The sequence below is a fragment of the Aporhodopirellula sallentina SM41 genome (assembly GCF_000346505.1).
In the GTDB taxonomy this organism is placed as follows: Bacteria; Planctomycetota; Planctomycetia; order Pirellulales; family Pirellulaceae; genus Rhodopirellula; species Rhodopirellula sallentina.
In genome coordinates this window covers 1-22,023 of sequence record NZ_ANOH01000182.1, presented here as the reverse complement: position 1 = coordinate 22,023, position 22,023 = coordinate 1, and the positions used below count along the sequence as shown (strand labels likewise).

The window sequence follows — 22,023 nt, the reverse complement described above, 5'->3', positions numbered from 1 at the left end:
GGCCGCGTTTTTCCGTGAGACAGGCATGCGTTTCAGTTGTGTTGCTGCTGCGGTTGACCGCAACGGTTGCTTGTTCGATCGTTCCTACGCAAAGGTATTTGAGATGCGTCATGCTCTGATTGTTTGTTTCGCGTTTGCGATGTGTTTTGGTGGCGTCGGCTGTCGTCGACCGGAAACTTCGCCGGTCGTTGAGAGTGGTGAACCCGAAGTTTCGATTGTCGCGGAGCAAACTCCGTCAGACGAACATCAGCAGCAAATGCTTGCCGCGAAGGATGCTCTGCAAATGCGTTTGTCCGGAAGGTTGATGGAGGCGATGGCGCAAGGTCCTGCATCGGCGATCCGAGTTTGCAACCAAGAGGCACCGCAGATCGCGTCCTCCGTCGGGGAAGAACACGGAGTCCGAATCGGACGCGTTGGCGTTCGTCTCCGCAATCCGAACAATACGCCGCCACCGTGGGCGAAAGGATTGACCGATTCGAATGTGAATGTTCCCACCTTTGTCACGTTGTCCGACGGTCACGACGCGGCCTGGTTGCCGATCAAGCTGCAGACGCAATGTCTGATGTGCCATGGCCCTACGGACCAAATTGCTCCGGTCATTAAGGATCAACTCGCGAGGTTGTATCCCAACGACCGAGCGACAGGATTTGCCGAGGGTGAACTGCGTGGATGGTTTTGGGTAGAGTTGCTGTAGCAACACTTCCGGTTGTCGTTTTCTCTGTGCCCACTTTTTCTCAATACTCTTCAACTGTTTTCAAATGAAGCTCCAATTTGCTGTGCCCGGTTTTGTCTGCTGCGTCCTAGCGGCGGTGTTTTGCTCGCCCGCTTCCGCCCAGTTCGGGAACTTCTTCGGTGGGCCGAAGATCGAAACGATCAGCACTGAGGATCTCAGCGCTCTGCTGGCTCAGCGACGCAAAGTCGTCGATGCGGCCACGCAAAAGAGGACACCCACGCCGGCGGCGGATTTTGTTGTTGTTGACGTTCGCAGTGAAGCGGAGGTGAATGTTTCGGTGATTCCGGGGGCGATCACCAAGCAACAATACGAGAAGAATCGGGAAAAGTACCGTGATCGGTTGGTGATCCCTTATTGCACCGTGGGGGGACGCAGCGGGGCGTACGCGAAGAAACTGGTGGCCGATGGGGTGAAGGTGAAGAACTACAAAGGCAGTATCTTGAAATGGATTGACGCCGGATTGCCCCTCGAAACACTCGACGGAAAACCAACCAATCGCGTGCACACGTACAGTGACCGCTATCAAGTTCCGAAGGCATACCAACAGGTGACCCGGTAGTGTCGGTGAAACGTGTGGTCTTGTTGGGGATCGGTCACACCAACGCGCACGTCGTCAAGAAGTGGGCAAACGACCCGATCCCTGGATGCGAGTTGACCTGCATTAGTCGGTTTCCGACCGCGACCTACTCGGGGATGTTGCCGGGGACATTGGGTGGGCAATTCGATGATGCCCAGATGCGTATTGATCTGCGGCCTCTGGCTGATCGTGCCAAGGCTGAACTGATCTTGGCCGATACGAACGGGTTGGATCTCGAACGCGGGCGAGTTTGTTTTGCGGACCGTGAGCCGGTCGACTTTGACGTCTTGTCGATTGGTGTCGGATCGATGCCGACCGGGTGGGACGATTTTCGAGACTCGCCGTTGATGGTGCCCATCAAGCCGATGCAGACGTTTTTACATCGGCTCGAAAATCATTTCGATCGGGCCGGGGAGGCTGCTAATCGAACGATCAAAATCCTGGTCGTGGGAGGCGGTGTCGCGAGCGTCGAGATTGCGTTTTGTTTGCAACAGCATTTGCAAAACCGTGGTTCGGCACGGCGTACCGAGATCGAGATTTTCACTAGCAGCGAGCGTGTTGCCGAGGGAATGAACGATCGCAGTGTGCGACGGATCGAACGTCTTTTACGAAAACGAGGGATTCGAGTTTGCTCGGGTTGTCGTGTGACAGAGGTAGGCGACGAAACCGTGACAACCCAAACCGGCGAGTCATACCCGGCCGATTGCGTGATTTGGGCGACAGGTGCGGCGGCTCCCACGGTGCTCGGCCGATTGGGATTGGAGACCGACGAGCGAGGGTTCATTGCGACTTCGGAGACGCTGCAGTCATTGACCGATCCGCGGGTGTTTGCGGTGGGGGATTCGGGAACGGTGGTCAAATCGCCTTCTCCAAAGGCGGGCGTCTACGCCGTCCGGCAAGCACCGATTCTTTGGAACAACCTGAAGGCGTTTATGTCCGGTGATGCGATGCAGCGTTTCGAGCCCCAGCAGGACTTCCTCAAGTTGCTCAATACCGGCGACGGGAAAGCACTGCTGGAATATGGGCCGCTTTCTCTTCATTCGCGGTGGGCTTGGCATCTCAAGACGTGGATCGACAAACGCTTTATCGCTCATTATCAATCCAGCGACCCGGCGGTCGACGTCGAACCGTGAGAGTGCAACGGCGCAGGTTGGTGACTTCTGCTTTGCAGGTTCTCGTCAAACGCCGTTGTCTTGTGCATGCCCGTTGCTAGTTCGGTGAATCTTGGCCGCTTCGTTCGCGGACGCAAACCACGGGATGAGGAGGCCGAACCACAGCATCGTGATGTCGTTCGACGTGACTGACGTGGCGTACAGAAAGAGTGCCAACGCCGAGATCACTTCGGCCGCGGGTTTGGCAATTCCTTTAATGATGACGATCGATTGACGCCGGAACCGCTTGCTGAGCATCGCGAACGCTGACGCGAGAGCGGGATCGTGGAACGATCGACGGAAAACATCGAGGCCGCGTGCGATGGTAAACACCACGACCAGAGCCAAGCTGCCGTCGATGAAGAATGCGGACGCTGCGACGATCGCGAGCAGAATTGGATAGGTGCGCAGGGCGATCCCGATCCCGAACCGATCGAGAAATTTCCCCGCGACAAAAAGTTGCGAAGTCAGGATCAGCGTATCGATGATCGCGTAATACGCAGCGAAGTACGAGATGAGGGATGACTCGTCTTCGTGCCAATAGTCCGAGACCGAAACCTTCCACTGATATCCGATCAACGTCAGGACGGCAGTCTTGATCACGATCAGGACGAGAATGTGTGAGCGGAACCGCAAGGCCGTTAGAGGCGTGTCTGGCTCAGCGGAATCTCCGACCTCCTGTGTCGACTCGAGCCGTTGCCGGTCTGCCGATTCGGGGTCGACTGTTTCCGTCTCCGCTGTTATCGGCCGAGCGGCTGGCAGATCGTCTGGTCGCCGTGGAGGGAAAGGAGATTCTGGTTTGTCGAATGTGTTGGCGTGCGCCGAATCGGTGTCCGAAACTTCGTCGAGCCGGCTCTCGGATTCGGTGCGTAGTGGTCTTCTCGGGAGAGACCATGCGAGCACGGCGACGACGAGGTCGAGTGCCGCGATGCCTTGCAGCATTTGGACGTTGCCGAGAACCGGTGCTCCCCAGGTCAGGAAGAGGCCAGCCAGAATACCGGCGACCGGAGCGCCTGATGCGACGAGGGTGTAGGGACGTTTCGATTCCGAATTTCGAAACCAGTCGGTCATGAGTGTGGTCAGAAAGACCGTGTTGAGGCATCCGCGGACCTCTGCCAAGACATAGATCAGCCCGAGGACGTAGATCGAGTGATCAGATACGCGAAGTTCCCACGAGAGTGCCGACGTTGAGGCGGCGAGCAACGACCAGATCGCGATGATGCAGTTTCGCGGGGACGCCAGATTGATGATCACATAGGTGAGCATCGACACCACCACGACCACCACAGCCGACGCGACGAGAACCAACGGCAACGCCGCCGAACCGACGCGCGCGAGGTACAGGCTCATTCCGATAGAACTGCTCAGTACGTAGGCGGCCGATGTCAGGAGGGCGAAGCAAAAGAGGACGCCGATCGCTCGGCGCGGCAGTAAAATCAAATTGACGTCCGGAGCATAAAAGTAGTGCAAGAATTGCGGTTTACGTGAGCAGCGTTTTTTCCTAGATAGCTCCCAGACTGTGAACCTAGGTGCAAAGAACACATTCAGATTCGGCGTTCTTTCTCCGGGATCATCGAACAATATCGAATAAATCCGAAGGACAGTGTAGAGCGTCGGAAAGGATGAGAACGTTCTTTGCCTGGTTTGTTGCCATCACCTTAATCCTCATTCGTTCGACTTGCCGTGTGAGGGTCACCAACGATATTCGGCCTGCGTTAAAGGAGGCTGGGGTGCGGTATGTTTTTGCTATTCTGCACGCCCACCAATTTGCCGCGCTGATGGTGGCGGAGAAGGGACTCGGTGCGATGGTATCGCGTTCGGCGGACGGTGAAATGATCGTTCCCTCGTTGACACTGAGCGGGTGCGCGCCGGTTCGTGGATCGAGCGGGCAAGGCGTCGCCAACCGAGGTGGCCGCACCGCGCTTCGCAACTTGATCGGTCATGTGATCAGCGGTTATCCGGCCTGTTTGACAGTGGATGGGCCGCGGGGGCCGCGGGGGCGCGTGCACAAGGGAATCGGTGATTTGTCGCGTCAATCGGATGCTGTGGTGTTGGCGACGGTCGTGGTGCCGACGCGACGGTGGATTGTCAGCAAGGCGTGGGACCGAATGCAAATCCCGCGACCGTTTTCAACGATTCATCTGCACTTCTCCGAGCCACTGAAGTGCGGAAGTGACGAGTCGCTCGAAGAGTATCGACGTCGAATCCAGGCAACGTTGGCCGGACTCGAGTCGGTGGTTGACCCGGAGGAGTACCAATACAGCGAGCCAAGGTTGCCCGGGATGAACGAGAATGTTTCGTTCGCCAAAGAAAGCAGCGTCGCTGGTTCATGGGCGAACCGTACCGGCGACATTGCCGCGCGTGCGGGGACGGATCGGTATCAGAAAGTCGCCTGAGCCAAGGTGGCACGCATTTTTCGTTTGATCATTTGAACATCGGATTTGTGAATTTTCTGTGATACGGCTGTGATGACGTTTAACACAGTCGCCCCAATCCGCCTCAAATGGTTGCTTCGCCTCGGGAAATGACCGCCGTGGTGACCGCGATCTCTGTGCGGAGCAAGACGCCAGGGGTGTTCTCTCTTGCCTCCATATGCCAAGTAGGTCAAAATGAACGCGTCGCCTTGGGCGGTCATTCGTACTTCCGTCTTTTCCGACGACGTCGCTTTGATAATGAAGAAATCCAAACTCGCTAAACTGCACCGGATGATGCCATGCATCATGTTGTTGCTGTTTGCGTTGCCGAGTTTTGGAATTACTACGACGGTCAGTCGTCTTTCACTCGACCGCGAGGCACAGAATCAGGCCGAAGAGTTGGAAGAGCGTGTTCCGTGTGCAGCGGAACGCCGCGAGCGGGCAAAGCGTTCTTTGGAATCCACTCCTTGTCCCCGGCGCGAGTTCGCGCCGCATTGGTCACCGGTCCGATCTGCCAAGACGTCACGGGCAATCATTGGTCATCGCCTCTCCTGCGATAATCTCGCGCCGATACGCTGTTAGGGCTGCGCGCTTCTCTGACCATTTGGGTCAGTCTGGTTTTCTCTCTTTTGTATTGACGGTGCTGTCTGCTGCATTGCGGTAACCTGTCGTACGCGGTGCCAGAGTGACCTTTCTTTTTGACAAACACCCTACCCTGGCCGACTCGTTGTGCGCGTTGGTTCGGGTTGGTTTTCTGTTTCCCGTTCTTATTGGGCGTTGGCGAATGTCGCGAACGCCCCCATTCCCACCAAGGTTCTGCATCGATGTCTTCTGATTCCACTTCTTCTTCCGGATCGACTTTAGTCCGAGACTTGATCTCGGGTTTGGTCGTTTTCCTAGTCGCCTTGCCGCTGTGTCTCGGCATCGCATTGGCCTCAGGTGCCAACCTCTTTTCTGGACTGCTCTCGGGGATTGTTGGCGGTCTCGTCGTCGCGGTGATCAGCGGTTCGCACACGAGCGTGAGCGGTCCGGCGGCGGGTTTGACGGCAATCGTTGCGGCACAAATTGCCGGATTGGGATCGTTCGAAGCCTTCCTGCTCGCGGTGCTCATTGGCGGTTTGATTCAGATCGGATTTGGGATCGCCAAGGGAGGTGCGTTGTCGGCGTTCTTTCCTTCGAGTGTGATCCGTGGGTTGCTCGCTGCGATCGGGGTGATCCTGATTCTTAAGCAAATCCCTCACGTGTTCGGCCACGACGCCGACCCTGAAGGCGAGATGTCATTTATCCAGCCGGACAGCGAGAACACGTTCACCGAAATTCTCTTGATGATCGCCGGTGACATTCACATCGGAGCGATGATCATTGGTGTGACGTCGATCCTGTTTCTCGCTATTTGGGATCGTGTTCCGAGGCTGAAGAAGTCGCTCGTGCCTGCACCGTTGTTGGTGGTGCTGTTGGGCGTGGCGATGAGTGTTCTGTTCAGCCGGTTTGGCGGAAAGTGGTTCATCGGCGAAAGCCATCTGGTTCAGATTCCCATCGCCGGAAGTGTTTCTGAGTTCATTGGCTTTTTGACGCTTCCTGACTTCTCGCAAATCTTCAACCCGAAGGTGTACATCGGAGCGATCACGATCGCGGTGGTGGCGTCACTCGAAACGCTGCTCAACCTGGAGGCGGTCGACAAACTCGATACGGAAAAACGAACCTCACCACCGAGCCGTGAGTTGATCGCACAAGGGTGCGGCAACGTGGTCTGCGGCATGATCGGTGGATTGCCGGTGACGTCCGTGATTGTCCGCAGTAGCGTGAACGTGAACTCGGGCGGGAAAACAAAATTTGCGGCGATCTTCCACGGGATCCTGTTGTTGCTCAGCGTGGCGATCTTGCCCAAGTACATGAACATGATCCCGTTGTCTGCGTTGGCCGCGATCCTGTTGGTCACCGGTTTCAAACTGGCCAGCCCCGCACTGTTCAAACAGATGTGGAAGGAAGGACGCTATCAGTTCGTGCCTTTCATCGTCACGGTTCTCGCGATTGTGTTCACTGATTTGTTGATCGGGATTCTGATCGGCTTGGGGGTTGCGGTCCTGTTTATTCTCAACAGCAACCTGCGTCGGCCCGTTCGACGCGTGGTGGAAACGCACCTCGAAGGGGACATCACCCATATCGAATTGGCGAACCAGGTTAGCTTTCTGAACCGTGCCGCGATCGAACGAATTCTCGACGAAGCCAAGCCGGGAACCCGGCTGATGATCGACGCGAGTGGTTCGGACTACATCGATCCGGATGTTTTGAGTTTGGTCCGTGACTACAAAAACAACACCGCTCCGGCACGTGACGTGAAGGTGAATTTGGTTGGTTTCCGATCGAAGTATCAACTCAGCGATGACGTTCAGTTTGCTGACTACACGACGCGTGAGTTGCAAGACAAAGCGACCGCCGATCAGGTGATCGACATCCTACGGGAGGGCAACCGTCGTTTCGTCAACGGGACTCGGTTGAACCGGGATTTGGGGCGTCAAGTCAACGCGACCGCCATGGGGCAAAACCCGTTGGCGGCGATTCTGAGTTGCATTGACTCTCGCGTCCCGACTGAATTGGTCTTTGACCTCGGTGTGGGGGATATCTTCAGCGTTCGAGTTGCCGGAAACGTGGTCGGCACAAAATCACTCGGCAGTCTCGAGTTCGCCGTCGGAGTGGCGGGCGTGAAGTTGGTTGTAGTGCTCGGACATACTCGCTGCGGTGCGGTGACTTCTTCGGTCAAACTCGTCGCCGGCAAACAGGATGCGATGAGCGTGACAGGCTGCGAGCACTTGCAAGCCATCGTTGACGAAATCGCCCCGAGTATCAAAGACGTGCCGCATTCACTCGATTCTTTGGGCAAAGACGAACTCGACACATATGTCGACAACGTTGCCAGGGCCAACGTGCTTCACACGGTCGGCGAGATTATTCGCCGTAGTCAGGTGATCCGCAACGCCGTCGACGAAGGTCGCGTCAAAGTGATCGGTGCGTTGTACGACGTGAAGACCGGAAAGACCGAGTTCTTTGGTGTGTCCCCTACTGGGCCCTCGGATGAGCCTGCTCATAAATCGTTCGCAGATTCGCCGCACTAACGTGCGTGTAGATCTGCGTTGTTGTGAGTGACTTGTGCCCGAGCAGTTCCTGCACGCTACGGATATCCGCGCCTCGATCGAGTAGATGAGTCGCGAACGAATGGCGGAGCGTGTGGGGGCTCGTCCGGGAGTCGAGTTCGGCTTCGGCGATGTACTTGTCGAGCATGCGGCCGACGCTGCGAGTGGTCAGGATGTTCCCAAACCGGTTGACGAAAACCGGTGCGGCCTGGCCGAGTTTTTCGCTCTCGGCCGATCGGTTGCGCCGGGCCGCGTAGGCTTTGATTGCTTTGATGGCATAGGATCCGAGCGGACTGATTCGCTCTTTGCGGCCTTTCCCGCGGACCCTGGCGATTCCCTGTTGAAAATCCAGGTCGCCGTCGCGAAGGGCAACCAATTCACTGACCCGGAGACCGGCCGAGTACATTGTTTCCAAGATGGCTCGGTCGCGTAGGCCGGCGGGGTCGTGAGCCGGCGGTGCGGTGAGAAGTCGGCCGATTTCTTCGTTCGAAAGAACCAACGGGAGCTTCCGATTGCGACGCGGGTTCCGCAGAGGTTTGGCCGGGTTGGTTTTGGCCGTACCTTCCCGCATCGCGAACTTGAAGAAACTACGCAGCGAAGCGAGCTTTCGCGAAATCGTGCTCTTGGCGTAGTCGGCTTGCTGAAGCGCCGATTGAAATTGACGCAGGTGCGACGGATCGAGTGTATCGAGCGTCGCACCGGCCATTGGTCCACTTTCAATCCACTGCGCGAACCCGAACAGATCCTCCCGATAGGCTTTAATCGTCAGATCGGAAGCGTTGCGTTCGGTCGCCATGTAGCGCAGGAACCGGGTGATCGCTGATGACAGTGAGGCTCGCGCCATAATCGGTTCCTCGCGTTCACTCGTTGCGTGGTTGCTGCTTGATGGGGAATCAATCCGATCGAGACGTTAGTGCGGCGTGACTCTCACGCGGTTGACTCTCATGCGAAGTCATCGATTGAGATGCTATCGAACTCCTCACTCGCAGCGAGTTCGTCGTATTCGGTGATGACAGTTTCGCGAATTTTGCGCGACAACATGGCCGCGTCGTACCAGGAAAAATCTAGATCGGGGTTAGCGGCAAAGCGAGCGAGCTGTCGGAGCGTTTCATCACGGTTGTCGTCGTCAAACAAAAAGATGAACTTCTCTTCACCTTTGACCAAGGCCAATACGTTGACTTCCTTATCCATCTTTTGATCTCGTCCTGAGTTGGGTCACACGGCGGGGGAGGAATGTCGCGTCGAGGGGGCTCGGTTCGGGAGATCGGGCCACGCAACACTTCCGACGTGTGCTCAGTATCGGCTCACAGGCCAACGAAGAATGAGGTCGCTTGGGTCCTGACCGCCTCGAGACTCCAACATTTCCACGATGTGCAGGTGACAACAGAAACGAATGAAATCTTCGCTACGCTTGATATAACCCTGCCAAGACATTCCGCGAGCGTCGTCGCCCGTCTCGACGTAATCCGCGAGTCTTGCCGTAAAGTAAGGGTCGTCACCGCGATAAAGTCTCGTGTGTGACAAAACGGGCTCATGTTGACGGACCATCATCGGTGCCACCGGCTGCGGCGGATCGGGGATCAGGTCCGTCGGTTCAGGCCAATTGGCAGGCAGTGTCGAGGACGCGTCGATCTGGCCGTTGACCCATCCACCGTCTTCGACGAGGCAGTCGTCTGCGTAAACGGGGCCGGAGACGATGCCGTCGAGCGAACCGGTTTCGGCGTATTCGAACTCCGCGTGAGGACCGGCGTGCCCGTTTGGTAGCCCGGCTGGCGATTGGGCCGGTTGGCCGGGCGAAGAGAGCATGATTTGTTGCTCGGTAACGTTTTCGGTGAACTGTGTGCGAGAGATCCGCGATCGGGCAACGGGTTCACCCCACGGGTCTGACTCCGTAGGGGCATGCTCTGCTGGGTTGCGATCTGCAGGGGGACGGTCTGCTGCGGAAGGGATGTGGTTGGGTGATCCTGGTTGGGCGCCGGTAACGGTTGGCATCGACGCCAGCGGTGCGGGACGAGGTTCCTGTGTCTTGAGTTGGCTGCGTGCCAATTCGAATTCAGCTTCTCGGGCAATACGGGCTGGGATTTTGTCTTCCGATTCGGTGCCCCACGGCAGTCCGTATCCGGGCGGAATCGCGTGAAACCCTTCGTTGGCCGCGTACCAGTGAACGGTCAAGCCCATTCGCGGCGGGTAGTAGGCGTCGAAGTCGGTGACCGATCCGACGACGATCGCTTCCACGTCCATCATCTGGGCTAGCTTTTGGAAGTCCTCGCCGGATCGTGGTTCACCGAATTGGGCGGAGAACGCACGGTACTGCAGCGCGGTGACGCCGACCGGAAGGACTTCGAATCCGGGAACCGCTTGGAGAGCCGCGTAATAGGCTCGCCCGACCGCTTCGCCGTCGACGTTGGGTTGGTCGCTCTGGTTGAAGAACGGCAGCACCGCCACGCGTTTGAGCTGCGGGAATGGGTTGTGCAACGTGTCGCGGGTCCGGGTTTCGGGAACCAACGCGCATCCGCCGCCCGTTGCGAGCATGATCAGCCCGAGCACGACCATGCGAGATATCCGACAAGCGATCGTCGCGGTCCCCGTCGCCGGGTCAGCGGATGCAGTGTCGATCGTTGTCTGAACGTTTGGTGCGAGTTTCACGGGTTCAAGCCAGTAGCATGACCGCGCATTTCCTCCACCCCCTGTTCACTTATCGACAAGGGGGAAGGCAAACTTTGCCTAATCCGAAAATTTCCTCGACCGATTCATTTCCATCGCCTGTGGGCGAACCTCACCGCACCTGCTAAAATCCTTCCTCTCAGCCGGATGGGTGGCCGAGTGGACGAAGGCTCTAGTCTTGAAAACTAGCGTAGGGGTGACTCTACCGTGGGTTCGAATCCCACCCCATCCGCTTCTTTCTTCGCCGTGTTGGCGATCACGTCGCCTCGAAGATGCGAAACGGCGGGGCGTAACGGACATGGCCCTGGACGCCATCTAACGCTCCAGGGGTCAGTTCCAACGCCATCCATGCGGGCCCGCCGCCGAATGGAGATTGCAGCGGTTCGGCTAACTCGGCAGAAAAACCGAATCGTGGGTAGTAGTCCGCGTGTCCGAGCACAACGACGATCGATTCTCCGCGTTCGCGGCAGGCGTCCAAACCGGCTCGCACGAGTCGGCCGCCGATCCCGAGTCCTTGGTACTTCGGACAGACCGCCATGGGGGACAAAGAAACCGCGTCAATCGAGGTTTCGTCGGCGATGATTTTGACGGGGCTGAAAAGAATATGCCCCACGACTTTGCCCTCGGTTTCCGCAACGAGGGAAACACTCACGTGATTGCCTTCACGCAACGCGTCGACGAGGTTGGCCTCGTCCTCACACTCAAAAGCGTCTCGGTGCAGCGTATGTATCGCTTGTTGATCGGCCTCACATTCGCACCGTATCGAAACGTCCATAGGAAGCCTCCGTCACAATGTTGAATGGCTGTTTTTCGCAGTCGAATCCAGGCCGTCCATTCTAACGACCCGAATTAGGAAATGTCGATTGGGAAGAACGACGCTTGGTCGAGGTCGTGTTCTCACGACGCGGCGGTGAGGAGCGCTTCTACAACGCGGTACCGCAACTGTCGCAGAACTTGGCATCGCCGTCGTTGACTTCGCCGCAAGAGCCGCACGTTTTTGAGAGTGCCGAACCGCACTCGTCGCAGAATTTGGCTTGTGCGTCGTTCGGGTTCCCGCATTTCGCACATCGAACCGCGTTGCCTTGCATCCCTTGGCTGAGGCCCGCGCTGATCGCCGATGCCATCGTTTTCACACCGCCCTGCGTTCCTTCGGCCATGTAGTTGAACGTGTCTTTTCCGACCGGAGCGATTTCGCCGGCATGGTACCGAGCAATCGCACCGACAAAGCCGACCTGTGTCATCACCGCCCCGACAAACATCAAAGGCAGGCCGACAAAAGCGCACCAGAAATAGCGAGGCGGTCCGAAGCTGCCGAACGAGGCAAAGAAGCTGACCATACCCACGATCGTAAACGCGACACCGGTGAGCAGAATCAATGGGCCCAAAACGCGAAGCAACCCGCGTGTTTGGGTGTGACCCGGGTTGAGCTTCTCTTCTTCGGGGATGGGAGCGTTTGTCATGGTCTTGTCTAGCGAATGCGGCCCGCATGCACCGCAGGCGTGGTATCACGAATCGTTGCACGCAAAAAAAAACGCAGCAACAACCCTACTCGTAATCTAGGCGAAATGCGGAGCGTGATGGGGCGCGGCTTTTTAGGGAAACGCCTGTTTTCGGCCTTCGCGAGACCTGTCGGGCGATCTGAATGGGACGATCGCAGTTGGGTAAATCCGGTTGGGCAATTCCGGTTGGGCAATTCCGGTTGGGCGTCCAAGCGCGAGCGGACGCCACGGGGCGCAGAGTCTCAGAACGAGTTGCCGAACAGGGAACTGTCGCTGCGTCGGTTCTTCCACAGGTACCGGATGCGATTGGCGATCGGTGGGTGAACGCCATCGTCGATTTGGATCGTCCGAAACAACACGTGCCGGGGATTCGCTTCGATCATTTGCACGAGTTGTTCGATTTGTGACTCTGTGAAACGAATCTGTTGTGGGTCATCGAGCAAAGATTCCCAGTCGAGTCGTTGCAGTCGATTGAGCAGCTTGGCTTGTTTCTGCAATTGCTCTGCGTAGTCTTCGTCGTCAACAGAGTCGGCTTCCCACATGTACCGGAGGAAGCCCGAGAGCGATGTTTGTCGGTTGGCTTCCGCTCTCATTCGCAGTTCTTGTTTCACCGACTCGTACAGGTGTTCGTCGGCGACATGGCCGAACGGGGTTGCCTTTTCAATCGCGGTGGCAACGTCTTTTTGGGTGAGCGTTTTGTGTTTGGCGGTACGGCCGAGCATCTCGAGTTCGAGATGTTGTCGTTGTTCGTCGTCGAGACCGATTTTGATCAAGCCGCTGATCGAGGGTTCGATTCCGTTGACCTGGGCACCGAAATCGTCGCACAGGTATTCAATGGCGCGGCCATGTTTGAGCATCCCCATGCCGCTGATTCGCCAGAAGAAGAAAGAGCTGATCATGACGGCAAAGAAGCCGACCGTGTCACCGAGATCGGACGCCTGGATCACAAAGATCGCGGCCAGAACACCGATCGCCAGGGTGAGGATGCGAAAGCGGTCGGCGTTGAGATAGAACCGGTAGTAGTGACCGAGTTCGTGTCCCATGATGTCCTGGATCTCGTCGCCATTGAGTTTGTGCAGGACTTGACGGTGGAGATAGATGCCGTCGAGTGATCCGAAGAAGCGACCGATCCGGACGGCTCCCGCGTTGAGCGTTTTATCGTTGGTGACGAACACCGGAATGTGTTCATCGGGGAGGCGTAGTTTTTTCAGCGTGTCGCGGTACAGGCTCTGCAGTTTGTATTTGTCCAGATCGCCAAAACGCGTGGTCTCTTTAATGTCTTCGAGGCGTTTCTTTCGCTGGCCCCAAATCATCAACAGGTCTTTGATAAATGGACCGATCATGACTAGGCCGGCGGTGACCGACAAAACCGGCTCATGCAGGACTCGATCCCAGCGGATCACCGCTACCAGGGTTCCGATCAACACCAGGCGCAGGGCGACCGTGAAGGTCACGTATTGGTTGGCACGACGGAGTTGTTCGAGCAGGTCGGCTCGGTCTGGTATCGCGGCTGTCATTGCGGTTGAGTCGTTGCGATGAAAGTGGAGCCTAGAAGAATGCTTCGAGTAGGACGCTCAAGAATCCGCCACTCGGTTTGCCGCGTGTTTGGTAATAAACATGACCGGGCCCGGTGTAGCGGTTGATCAAACCTTCGCCCGACATCAGTGAATCACGAATGCTCTCGGTCGCTTTGACCAGTTGGTAGGTGACCGAGTCGGAGAACGCGACCATGAATCGGTTATCGACGTAGATGGTTTCATCGGCGGCGAGTTCGCGATGAACAACCGAACCGTAGCTTTGACAGAACACATGCCCGGCACCGGAGGCATGCATGAGAAAGAGGCCCTTCTTGCTCATTAAACCCTTCAGGCCGCCGTAGGTGGTCCGAATGTGGGTCGGACCGGTATTTGCCAAATAGGATCCGCGGGTGAGATAAAAGCCGCTCTCGTCGGTGATTTCGAGGACAACGATGTCGCCGTAGCTCTCCGGGGCGAGAACGACCTGTTCGTCATCGGACTTTGCCCGGAACTCCGCAGTGAAGAAGCTTTCTCCACCGAGCAAACTTTTAAAGCCGCTCGACAGAGAGTGTTTTCGTGGCGGCTTCTGGGGGACAGGGACGTTTTTTAGCGTCTGGGACTCTTTCGCGGCCGTGCTGTTTTCGACGCCTGCATCTTCTGATTCGCCGCGGGCGGTGGGTTCGTGTGACGAACCTCTCCCGATGTGCGCGGCGATTTTGACGCCAGAGGTCATGGTCAGCATGCTGTTGGGCTGCGCAACAACAAACTCGTCTTGTTCGAGTGTGATTTCGAGAGTCGAAAAGACGGGAGAGTGCTGAACCTGAAACTGCATGAACGCGGCGTCGCGAAAGGTGACCGTGAAAAACCGATCCTATCGACCCGAATTAAAAATCGTCGCCAGCTTCGGTTGCGTATTTGTTTCGCATCATATAGCCGACAAAGGCGATGACGCCGAGGATACCGAGGAAGATAAACAGAGCGACCATTCGAGAGACGCCCAAGATATCCGAAATGCCGGTGATGCAGATGTCGTAAATGACAATCCGAATGAACCAACTAATGATGCCGCCAATGCCGCGGCGGGCCAACAAACGGGAGGAGGGGAATGCCAACATGTCAGTGACTCACGAAGGATGGGGAGTGGTTGGATGGCATTTCATAGGGGGTTGGTGAGGCGACGTCAAGTTTGGCCATTGTGGACTGCGAAATGCTCGCGGCTCATTATCGGGTGCGTCGATGTGCGAGAACAGGCGTTGAAAACCGATCCGGATACTCGTCCGGCGATCGGTATTCGCCTTGGTTAACGCGATACAACCGGGGCGTATGCCTGCCTGCTGATCCACCTTTCGAGGTTTTCGGATCGGCTCTTACGAAAGGTTGTTAGCGTTTAATGAAAAGGACGATCTGTCCTGTCGCCGGTTTTTGCCAGAGCGAGGAACAGGAATGGTGGGTGTTCACGCGTTCACGATAGGTCGGCGAGGTCCATTGCCGTGTTGGCGTTCGCTCCACTAGGATGCTGCGGAACCGGACACGAATTTCCAGATCGCTCTTTGAATCGTTGCTCACCGAAAATGCTTTCCATTTCGCCGACATACCTGCTGTATTACCTGCCTTTGATCGTCGCGATTTCGCTGGTGTTCGGTGCGACGAGGCACGAGGACATGACCTTAATTTTGAAACACGCGTTGCACACCGCCCGCTGGATCACTGGATTCATGGGGATCGTGTTCGTGGTGTTGTTGGTCATGGATTGGATGGTATAGGCCGATGCGAATTCTAACGCTCGGCGGCGGGACAGTCGGACGCTGGATCGCGGACATGTTGTGCCGTCGTCGACACAGTGTGACGTTGATCGATAGCGATCCCGAGATCGTTCGCTCGATTAACAGTGAATTGGACGTGCGGGCGATTGAAGGCAACGCCTCGCAGAGCACGGTCCTGTTTTCGGCGGACGTTCTCAGTGCGGATTTGTGTCTGGCCGTTACCGGTAACGACGAGGTCAACATTGTCGCCGCGAGTATGGCCAAGGCCCTCGGAGCCCGGCGATCGATCGCGCGTGTTTATGCGCCCGCGTTCCGCGACCTGGCCACGTTTGACTATCAACAGCACTTTGGCATCGACCGTTTGTTGTCGCTCGAACAGTTGTCGGCGTCCGAGTTAGCGCGTGCGATCCGCAATCCGGACGCGATACCGCTGGAACACTTCGCACGGGGACAGTTGCAGGTTTATGAGATGGAGGTGGCCTCGGGGGCGCCTGCAGCGGGTAAGAAGTTGATGGAACTCGATCTGCCGCCCGGAGTGCGGGTGGGGTCACTCGCTCGGGAAGGCCGAATGTGGATTGCCAGTGGTGCGGACGAAACGCACGTTGGTGACCGCGTCAGTCTGGTCGGGATGCCCGACGCGATCAGTGTCGCCCGCAAGGTATTCGGTGGCGAGAAACGGGCGCGGAAGAAAACCAAGGTAATGATCGCTGGGGGCGGCGAAACGGGGTACCACTTGGCGAGTTTGCTGGGTCGGGAAGACTTTCGCATTGTGCTGCTCGAGACGGATGCTCATCGATGCGAACAACTGTCGAAATTGTTGCCGCACGCGACAATCGTGCAGGCGAGTGCCAACCGCCGCAGCGTTCTCGAAGATGAAGGCGGCGGCACGGTCGATTACTTCGTCGGTTGTACCGGAAACGATGAGAGCAACATCATGGCGGGCGTGGAGGCGAGGGAACTCGGCGCGTCACGCGTGATGTGTGTCGTCGGTCGACCCGACTATGCGAACGTGGTCGGCAAACTGGGGATCGATTTGGCAGTGAGTGAACGTGACGTCGTCGCGCGGCAAATCCTCGGCTTTCTGAACGAGGGTGCCGTGATCAGCCAAACAAAACTTCCCAACGGTTCGATCGGCGTCTACGAACTCGAAGTGCTTCCTGAATCGCCGATCACCCGAGCGTCGCTGGCAAACCTTCCGCTAGCCGGGCGATGCCTGATCGCCGCGATCCAACGCGATGGATTCGTGCGGGTGCCGATGGCGAAGGATGTTTTGAAAGTAGGCGACATTATCGTTGCGTTGATGGATCTGGACGATACCGACGAAATCCTCAGCCTGTTCCATTCCGATTGATGACGGATCGCCTTCCACGAAGGTGTCTCTTACAGATTGCGTAGATAATGTTCGAAGTTTGGGCTGATATTGGCGGGACGTTTACGGATTGCCTGGTCACGCGTCGCGAATCGGGATCGCCTCCGCGACAAGAGACATTGAAAGTGCTCAGCAGCGGTTTGGTCACGGTCGACCTTCTGAGCGTGGCGTCATCTCGCGAACTGTTGGTTCGAATGCCGCGATCTTTGGTCGAAGACGATTTTTGGATCGGCGCGAAACTGGTCGATTCCGAACGCGTCGATCGAGGCGTCGTGGTTCAATGCGAGATCGAACATCCACATGATGAGGTGACCGGCGGCGAGTCGCCCGTTGACGAGGTGACCGTTGACGAGGTGATCGTTGACGAGGTGATCGGCGATGTCCATGTGCAATTGACTCTCGATCGGGATCACGGGGTTACGACGGAGGGACAGCCATCATCATTGCGTTTGACGCTCGATGCCGGATTGGAGGCGCCGGTCCTGGCGACCCGTTTGTTGTTAAGCCGATTGTTCGGTGAACGGGTTGGCGTTCGAAATCCCCTGCCCCACTTGCAGGTGCGTTTGGGCACGACTCGCGGGACAAACGCTTTGCTGACCCGAGGCGGTGCGTCAACGGCGCTTTTCATCACAGAAGGGTTGGGGGATTTGCTGTCGATCGGTACTCAGGACCGACCGGATTTGTTTTCGCTAGACATTGTCAAACCGGAGCCTCTTCCGAATCGAACGATCGAGGTTCACGGGAGAATGAATGCTCTGGGCGAAGTAATTCATCCCATCGATAAAGAGTCGCTTCGTCGTGAAATGCGAGAGCTTTATGAATCAGATGATCGGCCGGAGGTGATTGCGATCTGCCTGATGCACTCGTATCTCAACGATGCGCATGAACGGATCGTCGAACGTATCGCACGCGATGTCGGGTTTGAACGTGTCGTGCGTTCGACTCAGGTGGTTGCCCTGCCCCGGATTGTGCCACGGGCGGAGACCACAACGCTCGATGCTTATTTGCAACCGGTACTCGAAGACTATGTTGCACGGGTCAATCAACAATTCGGTGGACCGGAGAGGTGCTTGCTGCGTTGGATGACCAGCGGTGGGAATTTGGTTGCGTCAGAAGCATTTCGTGGACGCGAAAGTGTTTTGTCTGGGCCTGCCGGTGGCGTTGTTGCACTCGCTGAGATTGCGAGAAAGCTGCAAAGCGATGGTGTGCAGGTCGACGGTGCCGTGGGGCTAGACATGGGAGGGACGAGCACCGACGTCAGTCGTTTCGACGGAGAGATCGGGAGACGCCAAGAGAGCCAGATCGGAGGCATCCGGATTCTTTCTCCGATGATGGATATTCACACGGTGGCGGCGGGCGGCGGTTCGATCTGCGGTGTCCGGGATGGTCGGCTGTTCGTCGGGCCGGAGAGTGCCGGTGCCGACCCCGGTCCGGCCTGTTATGGACGGGGAGGACCGCTGACGATCACGGACCTGAATGTCGTCTTGGGACGTTTGCCGATCGAGCGGTTTCCGTTTCGGTTGGACCCCGACGCGTCCTGGCAACGGTTGGAGGCGATACGTCGAGAGTTGCCGGTCGAGATCGCGACTTCGGCGAAACAATTGGCGGAGGGATTCCTGCGAATCGCGGTCACCGAAATGGCCGAGGCGGTTCGAGTTGTGACCACAGCAGCGGGCAACGACGTGCGCAAAATGGCTCTCGTCGGTTTCGGAGGTGCGGCGGGCGGGCATCTGTGCCGTGTCGCAGAATCGCTCGGAATATCGCATGTGATCGATCATCCGCAGTCTGGAATTCTGTCGGCCGTCGGGATCGGGCACGCACCGGTCGGGAGAATCGTGACCCGCGCGATGCAGGAAACGATCGCTGCGGGTGTGTCACCGCGATCCACATCCGCGGATGTCTTGGCGGCTATTCGTGAGGTCTCGACGGAGTTGCGGGCAGAGTGTTTGGAAACGCTCTCTGAAGAAGAGTCGCTGTTGAAAAAGGATTCGTCGGGCGGGGGACCATCGAGCCAGCACGGCGGTAATGTGGAGGTGTCGATTCGGGCGGATGTTCGATACATCGGAACGCAGTCGACGTTGGAGTTGCCGCTCGAGCCTGCGGAGAGTTTGGCGGAACGCATGGATGCCAAACACGCGTCGACGTTTGGGTATGACCGACCGAACATGGCGATCGAGGTGGTGGCGATTCGCTGCGAGGCAACCGTTCGCCAGACACACGGAAACGGTGCGGCGATGGCAGGCGATCGATCGCGCCCCAACGGTGACTCCGCCGAGACGCAGGGATCCCGTGAAGAGGTGTCTGTTCCTGTTTTGGACCGCGAGCAGTTCATTGGTGGAGAGACGTTTGACGGACCCACAATCGTGGCCTCGGCACATTCGATTCTAAACGTCGAAGCCGGGTGGACCGCCGCGGTGCAAGCCGACGGGACGATTCATATGCATGCGGTCGCTGCCAGTCCGGAGAATGCGTCTGGCTCGTCGTTGCAGCCAGAAACGGAAACGCGAGAAGGCCAACACGCCGATGACGCGATCGAGATGGAGATCGTTGCCCGGCGGGTGCAGGGAATTGCGGAGGCGATGGGGGAAGTCATCCGTCGCACCAGCGTCAGTGTGAACGTCAAGGAACGGCGCGACTACAGTTGTGCGGTGTTCTTGGGCGATGGTTCACTGGTCGCCAATGCGCCCCATGTTCCGGTGCATCTCGGTGCGATGGGGCATACCGTGCGAAGCATCATCGCGTCTTTCCCGCGGATGCAGCCTGGGGACTGTTTCATCAGCAACGATCCTTTCTCGGGCGGGTCGCACTTGCCGGACGTGACCGTTGTAACGCCTGTTTTTTGCCAAGACACTGCGTCCGATGATGCGACGTGGCGGCCTGAATCATGGCCATGCGATTATTTCGTTGCGTCACGTTGTCATCATGCGGAGATCGGCGGAATGGTTCCCGGGTCGATGGCGCCGGAGGCGACCTGTTTGGCCGATGAAGGGATCTTGATCCGAAACATGCCGCTGACCCAAGCGGGCGTTTCGCACCATGATTCGCTTCGCGAGTTGCTCGCGTCGGGGCGTTATCCGTCTCGAAGCGTCGAAGAAAACATGTCCGATATCGCGGCAGCGGAGGCGGCCGGACGTGAGGGAGCAGGGGCGATGAGAACACTGTCTGAGTCGTTGCCTCCGCGTCGTCTCGCCTCGTTGTTGCAGAGGTTGATGCGTGTTGCGGGCGAGGCGACTGCGTCGTGGATTGATTCACTCGGCGACACGGAACGTCACTTTGCCGATTGTCTCGACGACGGAACCCCACTGGCAGTCACGTTGCGGCCGGATCCCACTGCCCGTCGACTCGAGATTGACTTCAGCGGAACGGGTGGCGTTCACCCGAACGGTTTTAACGCGACACGGTCGATCGTGACGGCAGCGGTACTGTATGTACTGCGATGTGTGACCCCAAATGAGTTGCCTTTGTGTGACGGTGTTCTGCGAAGGATCGATTTAAAGATTCCTTCGGGATTGCTCGATCCACCCGGTCATGAGGATCCGCGACGTTGCCCGGCGGTGGTGGCGGGGAATGTTGAGACATCCAATCGAGTCGTCGATGTGTTGCTCGGTGCATTGGGGGCGGCCGCCGCGTCACAAGGAACGATGAACAATCTGCTCTTGGGGGATGACACGTTCGGGTATTACGAAACCATCGGCGGTGGCGCGGGAGCGACGGCTTCGGCTCGTGGGGCTGATGCGGTTCACACCCACATGACCAACACTCGGATCACCGATCCGGAGGTGTTGGAGACACGGTTGCCGGTTCGTCTTCTTCGGTTCGCTGTGCGTCGCGGCAGTGGAGGTAGCGGACGCCATCGTGGCGGAGATGGTATGCTACGAGAACTGGAATTCTTGAAGCCTCTGACTCTGTCTCTGATGACATCGCGGCGAACCACTTCGCCGTATGGGATGCAGGGAGGAGAGCCGGGGCAGCCCGGGCGTCAGACGTGGATTCGGGGGAACCAAGAGACTGTCTTGCCCGCGTGCACGACCTTGTCGATCGAGGCGGATGATCGACTGCGGATTGAAACTCCGGGGGGCGGCGGTTTTGGTGATTGAATTTCGTCGCAGTCGGCGAAATCTCAGACCCAACACGCCGGACGGTGCGTACGACCGGTTCTCTTCAAACAGCCTTTTCTTTTCTAGCCGCCTCTTTCCTAACCGCCGACCGCCGTAACATGCTTGAAATTCATGCGTTGACTAAACGGTTTGTCGCGGAGAATGAAGTCGTCTGTGCGGTCAACGGTTTGTCTTTCGAAGTCGGGCCGGGCGAAGTCTTTGGCCTGCTCGGTCCCAACGGTGCGGGAAAGACGACGACGTTGCGGATGGTGCTCGGTTTGGTTGTCCCGGACGAGGGCTACACCGAGGTCGCGGGAATCCGTACGTCGGAGGATCCTTTTGCCGCCAAAGCGAAGCTCGGTTTTGTCTCCGCGAGCGACGGGGTTTATCCCTGGTTGAGCGTTCGTGAGATGCTGTTGTATTTCGCGGATCTCTATGGGGTTGGGCCTGATGAGGCGATCGAGCGGTTGGGCATGCTCGCCGAAGTGATGGACATCCAGGGACTGCTCGATCGGCGGGCCGGCACGCTTTCCACCGGTCAACGTCAGCGGGTAACGCTCGTGCGAGGCCTGATTCATGATCCACCGGTCATGTTGCTTGACGAGCCGACTCGGGGCCTCGACGTGGTCGGCGTCCAAACCATCTTTCGTTATATCGCTCACCTTCGGCAAGTCGGCAAAGCGGTCGTCGTTTGCACGCACCGGCTCGATGAAGCCGAGAGGTTGTGCGACCGCTTTGGGCTGCTGCACCGCGGCAATTTGAAATACCACGGAACGCTCCAGACGCTCCGTGATGAATCCGGCCGCCAGCATTTGGTTGAGATGTTCGACGACCTAATGAATCCTTCATCAACTTTGAGTGAGACCGCTACGTGAACTTGTCATGGTCTCGGTTGGCACGACTCAGCCGGAAAGAGCTACGCGAAACGCTCCGTGATCGCCGTACCATTTTGACGTTGGTGATGATGCCATTGCTGGTGTATCCCCTGCTCAGCATGGCGTTGAACCGTTTCCTGTTGTCAGCAGGCGGTCCCGGCGAGACCGGATTCATCGTCGGGGTGGCGACGCCGATGGAAAGCAATTGGTTGCAGTCGCTGTTGGATGACCCA

Annotated in this window: 18 protein-coding genes, 1 tRNA gene and 1 pseudogene; 11 read left to right on the top strand and 9 right to left on the bottom strand. The window is 57.5% G+C overall.

Features of this window, described 5'->3' with window-relative positions:
- The 3 genes from RSSM_RS11770 to RSSM_RS11760 form a co-directional block, all read left to right on the top strand.
- The coding region (locus RSSM_RS11770) for a c-type heme family protein (protein ID WP_236621096.1) at positions 1-694 on the top strand (694 nt) is incomplete at its 5' end.
- A 64-nt stretch (positions 695-758) separates the two neighbouring features.
- Positions 759-1,292 carry a rhodanese-like domain-containing protein gene (locus RSSM_RS11765; protein ID WP_008678517.1) on the top strand — a complete coding sequence of 178 codons (534 nt, stop codon included), beginning with the start codon at positions 759-761 and terminating at the stop codon, positions 1,290-1,292.
- Between the two features lie 5 nt (positions 1,293-1,297).
- The gene (locus RSSM_RS11760) at positions 1,298-2,443 is read left to right on the top strand and encodes an FAD-dependent oxidoreductase (RefSeq protein ID WP_236621095.1); all 1,146 of its coding nucleotides are present in this window, start codon (positions 1,298-1,300) and stop codon (positions 2,441-2,443) included.
- Between the two features lie 45 nt (positions 2,444-2,488).
- Here RSSM_RS11760 and RSSM_RS11755 read toward each other — a convergent pair whose 3' ends face one another.
- On the bottom strand, positions 2,489-3,901 hold the full coding sequence (locus tag RSSM_RS11755; protein WP_144059744.1) for an MFS transporter: 1,413 nt from the start codon (positions 3,899-3,901) through the stop codon (positions 2,489-2,491).
- A 290-nt stretch (positions 3,902-4,191) separates the two neighbouring features.
- Between RSSM_RS11755 and RSSM_RS11750 the strand changes: the two genes are divergently transcribed.
- Both RSSM_RS11750 and RSSM_RS11740 read left to right on the top strand, forming a co-directional pair.
- On the top strand, positions 4,192-4,857 hold the full coding sequence (locus RSSM_RS11750; protein ID WP_008678511.1) for a DUF374 domain-containing protein: 666 nt from the start codon (positions 4,192-4,194) through the stop codon (positions 4,855-4,857).
- Between the two features lie 842 nt (positions 4,858-5,699).
- Positions 5,700-7,988 (top strand): bifunctional SulP family inorganic anion transporter/carbonic anhydrase, encoded by a 2,289-nt coding sequence (locus tag RSSM_RS11740; RefSeq protein ID WP_008678508.1) that lies wholly within the window; start codon positions 5,700-5,702, stop codon positions 7,986-7,988.
- Here the strand turns inward: RSSM_RS11740 and xerC are convergent.
- The 3 genes from xerC to RSSM_RS11725 all read right to left on the bottom strand — a co-directional run bounded on the left by xerC (position 7,933) and on the right by RSSM_RS11725 (position 10,559).
- Positions 7,933-8,835 (bottom strand): tyrosine recombinase XerC, encoded by a 903-nt coding sequence (xerC, locus tag RSSM_RS11735; protein ID WP_044302360.1) that lies wholly within the window; start codon positions 8,833-8,835, stop codon positions 7,933-7,935. The genes RSSM_RS11740 and xerC overlap by 56 nt on opposite strands.
- A gap of 113 nt (positions 8,836-8,948) precedes the next feature.
- On the bottom strand, positions 8,949-9,197 hold the full coding sequence (locus RSSM_RS11730; RefSeq protein ID WP_008678506.1) for a hypothetical protein: 249 nt from the start codon (positions 9,195-9,197) through the stop codon (positions 8,949-8,951).
- Positions 9,198-9,299: 102 nt separating this feature from the next.
- A complete protein-coding gene (locus RSSM_RS11725) occupies positions 9,300-10,559 on the bottom strand; it encodes a hypothetical protein (protein ID WP_236621097.1) in 1,260 nt (419 codons plus the stop codon).
- A 256-nt stretch (positions 10,560-10,815) separates the two neighbouring features.
- Between RSSM_RS11725 and RSSM_RS11720 the strand changes: the two genes are divergently transcribed.
- Positions 10,816-10,902 (top strand) — tRNA-Ser (locus tag RSSM_RS11720).
- Positions 10,903-10,926: 24 nt separating this feature from the next.
- Here the strand turns inward: RSSM_RS11720 and RSSM_RS11715 are convergent.
- The 5 genes from RSSM_RS11715 to RSSM_RS11695 form a co-directional block, all read right to left on the bottom strand.
- Positions 10,927-11,445, bottom strand: a complete 519-nt coding sequence (locus RSSM_RS11715; RefSeq protein WP_008678500.1) for a GNAT family N-acetyltransferase — start codon at positions 11,443-11,445, stop codon at positions 10,927-10,929.
- Between the two features lie 148 nt (positions 11,446-11,593).
- Entirely contained in the window at positions 11,594-12,130 is a 537-nt protein-coding gene (locus RSSM_RS11710) for a zinc ribbon domain-containing protein (RefSeq protein ID WP_008678497.1), read from the bottom strand.
- 281 nt (positions 12,131-12,411) lie between these two features.
- On the bottom strand, positions 12,412-13,686 hold the full coding sequence (locus RSSM_RS11705) for a M48 family metallopeptidase (protein ID WP_008678494.1): 1,275 nt from the start codon (positions 13,684-13,686) through the stop codon (positions 12,412-12,414).
- A 31-nt stretch (positions 13,687-13,717) separates the two neighbouring features.
- Positions 13,718-14,518 carry a TIGR00266 family protein gene (locus RSSM_RS11700; RefSeq protein ID WP_008678492.1) on the bottom strand — a complete coding sequence of 267 codons (801 nt, stop codon included), beginning with the start codon at positions 14,516-14,518 and terminating at the stop codon, positions 13,718-13,720.
- Positions 14,519-14,570: 52 nt separating this feature from the next.
- Positions 14,571-14,801, bottom strand: a complete 231-nt coding sequence (locus RSSM_RS11695) for a hypothetical protein (protein ID WP_008678491.1) — start codon at positions 14,799-14,801, stop codon at positions 14,571-14,573.
- 456 nt (positions 14,802-15,257) lie between these two features.
- Between RSSM_RS11695 and RSSM_RS11690 the strand changes: the two genes are divergently transcribed.
- The 5 genes and pseudogenes from RSSM_RS11690 to RSSM_RS11670 form a co-directional block, all read left to right on the top strand.
- Positions 15,258-15,449, top strand: a complete 192-nt coding sequence (locus RSSM_RS11690; RefSeq protein WP_008678487.1) for a hypothetical protein — start codon at positions 15,258-15,260, stop codon at positions 15,447-15,449.
- A gap of 4 nt (positions 15,450-15,453) precedes the next feature.
- Positions 15,454-16,800 (top strand): Trk system potassium transporter TrkA, encoded by a 1,347-nt coding sequence (gene trkA, locus RSSM_RS11685; protein ID WP_008678485.1) that lies wholly within the window; start codon positions 15,454-15,456, stop codon positions 16,798-16,800.
- A 47-nt stretch (positions 16,801-16,847) separates the two neighbouring features.
- Complete coding sequence (locus tag RSSM_RS11680; RefSeq protein ID WP_008678482.1) at positions 16,848-20,915, top strand: oxoprolinase family protein; 4,068 nt, start codon at positions 16,848-16,850, stop codon at positions 20,913-20,915.
- Between the two features lie 119 nt (positions 20,916-21,034).
- Positions 21,035-21,790 carry an ATP-binding cassette domain-containing protein gene (locus tag RSSM_RS11675; protein WP_044302358.1) on the top strand — a complete coding sequence of 252 codons (756 nt, stop codon included), beginning with the start codon at positions 21,035-21,037 and terminating at the stop codon, positions 21,788-21,790.
- Positions 21,787-22,023, top strand: a pseudogene (locus RSSM_RS11670) (ABC transporter permease subunit/CPBP intramembrane protease); the annotation flags it as partial. The gene RSSM_RS11675 and the pseudogene RSSM_RS11670, both read left to right, overlap by 4 nt.